Genomic DNA, 1,226 nt, shown 5'->3' with positions numbered 1-1,226 from the left:
TAAGCAGATGAACGCAAGTGAACAGTCGATGACATGTCGAAAAGCAAACCAACCAACGTCAAAACCGGATAGCGTTGTTGATCCGGGACAGACCCAGACAGTACCTGTTTATGGGCTGGGTGGCGTTCGGCGTAGAGGCTGCATGAACTTAATCCAGGCTCTTGTGTGGAACGTGGGAACCTGCTGGCTGAATGCCAAGGGAAGCAAAATGACTATTGTCAGTAGCTTTGCAAGTACCGATGTCAGCCAGAGGGGCGGAGCAGCTCGTAGTAGTGATGAAAACGCTGTAATGGCGGTGGAGCGAAGGGGTTGCGTTATTCAGCCAAGTGCTATTGCCAACCACTAACGGGAGGAGCAATAAACCTTGGCAAAGTCATTTGAACTATCCAAGCATGCCGTATGGGATGCCTATTTGGCGGTGAAAGCCAATAAGGGGGCAGCCGGTATTGATGGGCAAACGTTAGAGGATTTTGATGCTGATTTAAAGAACAATCTGTACAAGATATGGAATCGGTTGTCGTCAGGCAGCTACTTTCCGCCACTGATACGCCGCGTCGAAATACCGAAGTCGAATGGTACGCTGAGGCCATTGGGTATACCGACTATCTCGGATCGCATTGCACAAATGGTCATCAAGAATCGACTGGAACCCCTTGTGGAACCACACTTTCATGATGATTCCTATGGCTATCGGCCTGGAAAGTCGGCGCTCGATGCCATCGCGCAAACACGGCAACGCTGCTGGCGGGATGATTGGGTGCTGGATATGGACATCAAGGGATTCTTCGACGCCTTGGATCATGGCTTAGTTATGAAAGCAGTGGCCAAGTACACTGACTGCAAATGGATGTTGCTGTACATCGAACGCTGGTTGAAGGCTGATGTGATACTGACCAATGGAGAGCGGATCTGTCGCGAGAAAGGCACGCCGCAGGGTGGCGTTATCAGTCCGTTGCTGGCAAATATCTTTTTGCATCTGGTCTTTGATAAATGGATGCAAACGCATTTTCCGTGTATCCATCTTGAACGCTATGCCGATGACATTGTGGTGCACTGTCGAAGTGAAACCCAGCTGGAAATGATAGAGCGGCAAATCAGGCAAAGGTTTACCCGGTGCGGTCTTGAGCTCTGCCAGGAGAAAACTAAGATTGTGTACTGCAAGGACTCAAACCGAGACGAGCAATATCCGAATCAGAGCTTTGATTTTCTGGGTTATACATTCAGGC

At 49.7% G+C, this 1,226-nt stretch carries 2 protein-coding genes; both read left to right on the top strand.

Annotated elements, in window-relative coordinates:
- On the top strand, window positions 1-346 hold a 346-nt coding region (locus BLW34_RS15320), incomplete at its 5' end, for a hypothetical protein (protein WP_218138898.1).
- Window positions 347-364: 18 nt separating this feature from the next.
- A partial coding sequence (gene ltrA, locus BLW34_RS15315) for a group II intron reverse transcriptase/maturase (RefSeq protein ID WP_090581416.1) occupies window positions 365-1,226 on the top strand: 862 nt, incomplete at its 3' end.

Source organism: Nitrosomonas sp. Nm58 (assembly GCF_900107335.1).
Lineage (GTDB): Bacteria > Pseudomonadota > Gammaproteobacteria > Burkholderiales > Nitrosomonadaceae > Nitrosomonas.
Note: the sequence above shows the minus strand (reverse complement) of the source record. Positions and strands in the feature narration are given on the sequence as shown.